The organism is Sandarakinorhabdus sp. (assembly GCF_031422795.1).
In the GTDB taxonomy this organism is placed as follows: Bacteria; Pseudomonadota; Alphaproteobacteria; order Sphingomonadales; family Sphingomonadaceae; genus Sandarakinorhabdus.
The window spans coordinates 1-5,472 of sequence record NZ_JANPML010000005.1 but is presented as its reverse complement, the minus strand read 5'-3'; the positions used below and the strand labels follow the sequence as shown (position 1 = coordinate 5,472).

Below are 5,472 nucleotides of genomic sequence, written 5' to 3'. Positions count from 1 at the left end.
TTCCACCCAGCGGTCACCGGCCTCGATGAAGCGCAGGCCCAATTGCTTGTTGTGCGGCACGCGGCCGACGAACTGGCCCATGAACTGGCTGACCTGCTCGGCGAAGTTGCTGCTCATGGCTTTTCCCCCACGGCCGACTTGGCCAGCGCACCAATGCGGGCGATCATCGATGCCAGCCCTTGCGTGCGGTTGGAGGACAGGTGTCGGGACAGGCCAAGGCTGTCGAGCCGGGCCTTGATGGCGTTGCCGTCGATGTCGGCCGGCTGGCGGCCGTCAGCCAGCATCAGCACCAGCGCGACAAGGCCTTTGACAATGGCGGCGTCGCTGTCGGCAGCAAAGCGCAGTACGTCGCCATCTTGGCTGGGGTGCAGCCAAACCTGCGATGCGCAGCCGCGCACCTTGTTGGCGTCGGTTTTCAGGGCGGGCTCCATCGCCGGCAGGGCGTGGCCCAGCGCGATGATCAGTCGATAACGGTCGTCCCAATCGTCGAAGGCTTCGAATTCGGCCTCGACATCATCGAAAGTGGTGATGGCCATGACCGCAGCCCATGGCGGGGCAAATGGGCTGCGGTCAAGACCATTGACGTTACAGGTCAACACCTGCGGCGATGGCTTCCAATTTGCGGATGCGCTCTTTCAGGTCGGCCAGATCGATGCGCTGGCCGATGGCAGGCAGTTCGCCGCCGGTGGGCCGGGCTTCCAGCTCGCGCAGTTTCAGGCGCAGCCAGCCAGACCAGCCCCAGGCGGCGAGGCCGCCCAGCATGGCGAGGCCTGTCAGGGTGGCGGCGGACAGGATCAGGAGGGAATCAGCCGGGGGCATGGTGTGTCTCCTCTTGCTCAATCGTTTTTCAGGGATTCGATTTCATCGGAAAGCCGCTTGGCCGGATCGGTCGCGAGGCGTTCCAGCACGCGGATACGGTCGTTTAGCCGGGCGACTTCGGATTGCAGGCGGTTGTTTTCGGCCGTCTCGCTGGCGTCACCGCCCTTTTTCAATTTTTCCAGTGTCTTGTTGGTGCGGTCACCCATGCGGCCGGACAAGACTTTGCCGATCGTGACGATCGCCACGATCAACACCACCATTTCAAACGGATTCATATCCCTGTTTCCTTGTCTGCCAGCCTATGACTGAGCGGGGGGCGGGCCGGTTGGGTCAATTCAGTTGTTTGGTCTTCAAACTGTCGATTTCGGCGGCCAGCATGCTGGGTTTGTCGGTAGCGATGCGTTCCAGCACCGCCATGCGATCCTTGATACTGCCCAGTTCGGCGCGCAGCTGGGCGTTTTCCTGGCTGATCAGCCGGATCCGCTCCATCGCTTCGCCGCCGCCGTTGGGATACATCGGCTTGCCCCAGCTGTTTTCCAGCGGATAGCCGTTCTTCACCTTCAGCCAGGTCGTGACCACCCAGCCAATCACGCTGGTAAAGCCGATGATGCCGGCCGCAGGCGCAATCGCCTCGAGCATGACGGGGTCAAGAGCCATCGGATAGTGCCTTTCAGGTCAATTGCTTGGGCGCATCGCGCAGGGCTTCGATCTGCACGGCAAGGCCTTCATTGCGATCAGTGACGATCCGGTTGAGCACGGCCACACGTTCTTCCAGCGTGGCGATGCGGTTGGCATATTGGGCCGCCTGCTCGGCCGTGGCGCTGGCCGTCACGTCCAGTTGCTTTTCCTTGAGCTTGATCCAGCGTTTGGCGACACTGGCGAGAATCCCTGTGATCGGGATCATGAACACCAGGATCGGAACCATGTAATTCCACATCATTCCTGCTCCCTTATCGCAGCTTTTCGATCTCGTTGGCGAGTTCGCGGCTGTCACTGGTCAGGTGAAATTCCAGATCGCGCAGGCGGCGATCGGCGTCGCGGAACTGGGCGTTCACGTCGCGCAGCGTGCGCTTGGGCTGCACTCGCACATCGCGCCAGAATTCAACGCGTTCCGGGCTTTGATCATACAACGACGATGGCTTCTGGTTGGCGATCCAGCCGATGGCCAGATAGGCCAGGACGGTGGAACCACCGCCCATGATGGCGCCCAGCGCAAAGCCGATGCGGACAAGCGTGACATCCCAGCCGAAATAATCGGCGATGCCGGAACAAACGCCCATGATCTTGCCGTTGCGTTTGTCGAGGTAGAAGCGGGTGCGGCTTTCAGACATTGTGAAATTTCCCTGTTGGCCAGCGCGGACGAGCGCGCCGGGTGTGCCGGTCAATAGGTGGAGGGCGCGATGAGGGCGATCAGCAGGTACAGGATCACCGGTGAGCCAAAGCCGAACACGGCGGCTGCGACAAACCCGACGCGGACCAGCGTGGCATCCCAACCAAAATAATTGGCGATCCCGGCGCACACGCCCAACATTTTGCCTTCGGTCTTGTTGACGAGAAACTGGCGGCTCATTGCTTTGGCCTCCTTGGCCTGGTTACCGGTTCAGCGAAGCAGCCGGCGCTGCTCGGATTGGTCGGAAATCCGACCATCCTTCCAATTGGGGTTGTCGGCAGCGATAATGCGCTCGACGGTTTCGATGCGCTGATCGAGCCGGCGGGCGAGATCGTGCAGTTCATCCAGCAACGCTTCATCCTGGCTGCTGATGCCGGTCTGGCTTTTCCACTTGGTCAGATAGTGGAGGATCAGGCCCGGCAGGCCGATGAACAGCATGCCAACGACGGCGACGGGGACGATGATGTCTTCCATGTGATCAACCCTCCGTCTTGCCGAGGCGCGCCTTCATGGCGGCGATTTCGGCATCCACTTCATCATTGTCGGCCAGGGCGGCGAATTCGTCCGACAGGCTGCGGGTGCCGCTGCCATCTGCCAGGCCCAGCGCATCGGCGCGGCCTTCGGCCATATCGGCACGACGTTCCAGCACTTCAAAACGGCTGAAGGCCTCTTCCACGCGCGGGCCACGGATCATCTCGCGCAGCTTGGAACGCTGGGTAGCGCTCTCGATGCGGTTGAGCAGGGCGTTCTGGCGGTTGCGGGCTTCGCGCAGCTTGCTTTCGAGCTTGGCGATGTCGGCTTCGTTCAGCGACAGCGTTTCATTGAGCAGATCAATCTCCACCTGGGTGGTGTCGATAAAGGCCTTGGCCTTGTTCTTTTCAACCAGCGCGGCCTTGGCGAGGTCTTCACGGCCCTTGGACAGGGCGAGTTCGGCCTTGTCATGCCAATCCTGCACGGCCTGGTTCGCCTTGATCATGGCGCGCTTCATTTCCTTCTGGTCGGCGATGGTGCGAGCCGCAGACGCGCGCACTTCCACCAGCGTTTCCTCCATCTCCATGATGATCATGCGGATCATCTTGGCCGGGTCTTCAGCCCGGTCGAGCAGGTCGGTCACGTTGGCAGCAATGATATCGCGGGTGCGCGAAAAAATGCCCATCGGTCTCATCTCCAGAAATTCGAAAGTGGTTGTCGTCAGCATCGGGACCGGGGCTGGTTCCATCCGAAGGGGGCGACTCAGTGGAACCAATACCCCGGTCATCGTGGTGTGGTTCACGCCACGATATCGCTGTTCACGGTCGGCGTCACCATGGCAGGGCCAGTGGCGGCGGCGATGAAGGTGGTGCCGATCAAAAGGGCGGCCATCACGGCCATCATGTTGCGGCTGAAGTTGATGAAGTTGGTGGTCATTGTTGGTCTCCCTGAGATGGTTGCTTGAAGTGGTTGGCGGCGATGATCCGCTCATGCCAGCTACTTTGCATATGTCGTGCCAACTGCCCGATTTAATCTAAGTAACTGAAATCATGAACTATGCTGTGGAGGAGTGATTTTTTTCCTCAGCGGGAATTGCCAAACATCGGGAAATTGTGCCAACTCATCGCATGGCCGCTCCAGCCCAGATGATTGGCAGCTCCTTGAGCTTCCTCGACGCCGTCGAACGCGCGTCGGCAGCGGCCGCCTTGAACCGCCCTGTGCTGGTGATTGGCGAGCGCGGCACCGGCAAGGAACTCATCGCCGATCGCCTGCACCGCCTGTCCCCGCGCTGGTCACAAACACTGGTCAGCCTCAATTGCGCGGCGCTGCCGGAAAATCTGATCGATGCCGAATTGTTCGGCTATGAACCGGGCGCCTTCACCGGCGCACAGCGAGCGCGGGCGGGCCGGTTCGAGGATGCCGACGGCGGCACCTTGTTCCTCGATGAAATTGGCACCTTGTCCAGCCAGGCCCAGGAACGGCTGCTGCGCGTTGTTGAATATGGTGAGCTGACGCGGCTGGGATCGAACAAACCGATCAGCGTCGATGTGCGGCTGGTGGGCGCCACCAACGAAGATCTGCCCGGCCTTGTCGAACGCGGGCGGTTCCGCGCCGATTTGCTCGATCGGCTGAGTTTCGAGGTCATCACCCTGCCGCCCTTGCGGGAGCGCGCCGAGGATATCGACATATTGGCGCTGCACTTTGCCCGCCGCATGGCCGCCGAATTGGGCTGGCCGCGCTTCCCGGGCTTCACGACCAAGGTGCAGGAACAGCTGGCGACCTGGGGTTGGCCGGGCAATGTGCGCGAGTTGAAAAACGTGGTGGAACGCGCGCTGTATCGCTGGGGCGATGCGGAAACGCCGATCGGGCAATTGGTCATCGATCCGTTCGAATCGCCGTGGCGGCCCAAATCGCAGCCTATGTCTGGTCACGGCAGTTTTGCCGCCTACCCGCCGACCGCATCTTTTTCTGCGCCCAGCATCAGCCCGGTGGACGAGGCGGCCGCACTGCCGCCGCCAAGGCTCGAAAGCATCAGCGATCTGCGCGGCGCGGTGGCCGCCTATGAAAAACAGATTCTTGAATCAGCTCTGGAACGCCACCGCCACAACCAGCGCCGCACCGCCACAGCGCTGGGCCTGAGCTATGACCAGCTGCGCCACGCGCTGAAACGGCACGACCTGCTGGGGGAATAGGGCGCGCTGCCTTCCCGCCATTTCGCGGAGCCATGGCCAACCGATTCCAACGCCACGGCTTGGTTGAAGAAACAAGAATTTTTTGTGACTTGCGAAAATGGTCTGTGGCAGCATCAACTTGCCATTGAAATGCGATACTTTAAGCCGCCGCGCGGCTTGGTTCTGGCGCCATTTGCAGGCAATCGCTTTTGCGCCGGGTTTGCGCGCATTTTGTCTTGTCGCCTGCCGGCTGTGAGTTAGAGCTATGCCCGTCACGGCCAGACAGGCGCTACCCCAAAGAAGGTTCAGAAATGTCCAGCCCCGGAACTGCCGCAGATATTTGCCCGGTCATCCTGTCGGGCGGTGCCGGTACCCGGCTGTGGCCGCTGTCGCGCGGGCTGCACCCCAAGCAGCTGCTGCCCATCGTGGCGACCCAGTCGATGCTGCAGGCGACGCTGGCCCGCGTTGCAGCGGCGCCGGGTTTCAGCCCCGCCATCGTGGTTGGCGGCGAAGCGCACCGGTTCATGATCGCCGACCAGATGGCCGCCGCCGGCACGCCGCCGCGCACGATCCTGCTCGAACCGGCTGGACGCAACACCGCCGCCGCGATTGCGCTGGCGG

Annotated in this window: 12 protein-coding genes; 2 read left to right on the top strand and 10 right to left on the bottom strand. The window is 61.8% G+C overall.

The features are described from left to right. Positions 1 to 113 precede the first annotated feature (113 nt). From RMO81_RS00300 to RMO81_RS00255, 10 genes are all read right to left on the bottom strand, one after another. A complete protein-coding gene (locus tag RMO81_RS00300) occupies positions 114 to 536 on the bottom strand; it encodes a SufE family protein (protein WP_310473727.1) in 423 nt (140 codons plus the stop codon). 49 nt (positions 537 to 585) lie between these two features. Further along, entirely contained in the window at positions 586 to 819 is a 234-nt protein-coding gene (locus RMO81_RS00295) for a hypothetical protein (RefSeq protein ID WP_310473726.1), read from the bottom strand. Positions 820 to 836: 17 nt separating this feature from the next. Continuing rightward, positions 837 to 1,094 carry a hypothetical protein gene (locus RMO81_RS00290; protein WP_310473725.1) on the bottom strand — a complete coding sequence of 86 codons (258 nt, stop codon included), beginning with the start codon at positions 1,092 to 1,094 and terminating at the stop codon, positions 837 to 839. 55 nt (positions 1,095 to 1,149) lie between these two features. Next, positions 1,150 to 1,476 carry a hypothetical protein gene (locus RMO81_RS00285; protein WP_310473724.1) on the bottom strand — a complete coding sequence of 109 codons (327 nt, stop codon included), beginning with the start codon at positions 1,474 to 1,476 and terminating at the stop codon, positions 1,150 to 1,152. Positions 1,477 to 1,489: 13 nt separating this feature from the next. Beyond that, positions 1,490 to 1,759 (bottom strand): hypothetical protein, encoded by a 270-nt coding sequence (locus tag RMO81_RS00280; protein WP_310473723.1) that lies wholly within the window; start codon positions 1,757 to 1,759, stop codon positions 1,490 to 1,492. Between the two features lie 10 nt (positions 1,760 to 1,769). Next, a complete protein-coding gene (gene pspC, locus RMO81_RS00275) occupies positions 1,770 to 2,150 on the bottom strand; it encodes an envelope stress response membrane protein PspC (protein WP_310473722.1) in 381 nt (126 codons plus the stop codon). A gap of 50 nt (positions 2,151 to 2,200) precedes the next feature. Continuing rightward, positions 2,201 to 2,389 carry a PspC domain-containing protein gene (locus RMO81_RS00270; RefSeq protein ID WP_310473721.1) on the bottom strand — a complete coding sequence of 63 codons (189 nt, stop codon included), beginning with the start codon at positions 2,387 to 2,389 and terminating at the stop codon, positions 2,201 to 2,203. Positions 2,390 to 2,419: 30 nt separating this feature from the next. Then, a complete protein-coding gene (gene pspB / locus RMO81_RS00265) occupies positions 2,420 to 2,683 on the bottom strand; it encodes an envelope stress response membrane protein PspB (protein WP_310473720.1) in 264 nt (87 codons plus the stop codon). Between the two features lie 4 nt (positions 2,684 to 2,687). After that, positions 2,688 to 3,365: a phage shock protein PspA gene (pspA, locus tag RMO81_RS00260; RefSeq protein ID WP_310473719.1), complete on the bottom strand. Its 678-nt coding sequence runs from the start codon at positions 3,363 to 3,365 to the stop codon at positions 2,688 to 2,690. A 113-nt stretch (positions 3,366 to 3,478) separates the two neighbouring features. Further along, positions 3,479 to 3,616: a hypothetical protein gene (locus tag RMO81_RS00255; protein ID WP_310473718.1), complete on the bottom strand. Its 138-nt coding sequence runs from the start codon at positions 3,614 to 3,616 to the stop codon at positions 3,479 to 3,481. 191 nt (positions 3,617 to 3,807) lie between these two features. On the opposite strand from RMO81_RS00255, the gene pspF reads away from it, so the two are divergent. Together pspF and RMO81_RS00245 are read left to right on the top strand one after the other, a co-directional pair. After that, positions 3,808 to 4,872 carry a phage shock protein operon transcriptional activator gene (gene pspF, locus RMO81_RS00250; RefSeq protein WP_310473717.1) on the top strand — a complete coding sequence of 355 codons (1,065 nt, stop codon included), beginning with the start codon at positions 3,808 to 3,810 and terminating at the stop codon, positions 4,870 to 4,872. A gap of 290 nt (positions 4,873 to 5,162) precedes the next feature. Further along, the coding region (locus tag RMO81_RS00245) for a sugar phosphate nucleotidyltransferase (protein ID WP_310473716.1) at positions 5,163 to 5,472 on the top strand (310 nt) is incomplete at its 3' end.

Bases quoted from the DNA above. Each gene is read 5' to 3' on its own strand.
- RMO81_RS00295 (WP_310473726.1), bottom strand. From the start codon at position 819: ATGCCCCCGGCTGATTCCCTCCTGATCCTGTCCGCCGCCACCCTGACA.
- RMO81_RS00280 (WP_310473723.1), bottom strand. From the start codon at position 1,759: ATGATGTGGAATTACATGGTTCCGATCCTGGTGTTCATGATCCCGATC.
- RMO81_RS00290 (WP_310473725.1), bottom strand. From the start codon at position 1,094: ATGAATCCGTTTGAAATGGTGGTGTTGATCGTGGCGATCGTCACGATC.
- RMO81_RS00255 (WP_310473718.1), bottom strand. From the start codon at position 3,616: ATGACCACCAACTTCATCAACTTCAGCCGCAACATGATGGCCGTGATG.
- pspC (WP_310473722.1), bottom strand. From the start codon at position 2,150: ATGTCTGAAAGCCGCACCCGCTTCTACCTCGACAAACGCAACGGCAAG.
- pspA (WP_310473719.1), bottom strand. From the start codon at position 3,365: ATGGGCATTTTTTCGCGCACCCGCGATATCATTGCTGCCAACGTGACC.
- RMO81_RS00285 (WP_310473724.1), bottom strand. From the start codon at position 1,476: ATGGCTCTTGACCCCGTCATGCTCGAGGCGATTGCGCCTGCGGCCGGC.
- RMO81_RS00300 (WP_310473727.1), bottom strand. From the start codon at position 536: ATGGCCATCACCACTTTCGATGATGTCGAGGCCGAATTCGAAGCCTTC.
- RMO81_RS00270 (WP_310473721.1), bottom strand. From the start codon at position 2,389: ATGAGCCGCCAGTTTCTCGTCAACAAGACCGAAGGCAAAATGTTGGGC.
- pspB (WP_310473720.1), bottom strand. From the start codon at position 2,683: ATGGAAGACATCATCGTCCCCGTCGCCGTCGTTGGCATGCTGTTCATC.
- pspF (WP_310473717.1), top strand. From the start codon at position 3,808: ATGGCCGCTCCAGCCCAGATGATTGGCAGCTCCTTGAGCTTCCTCGAC.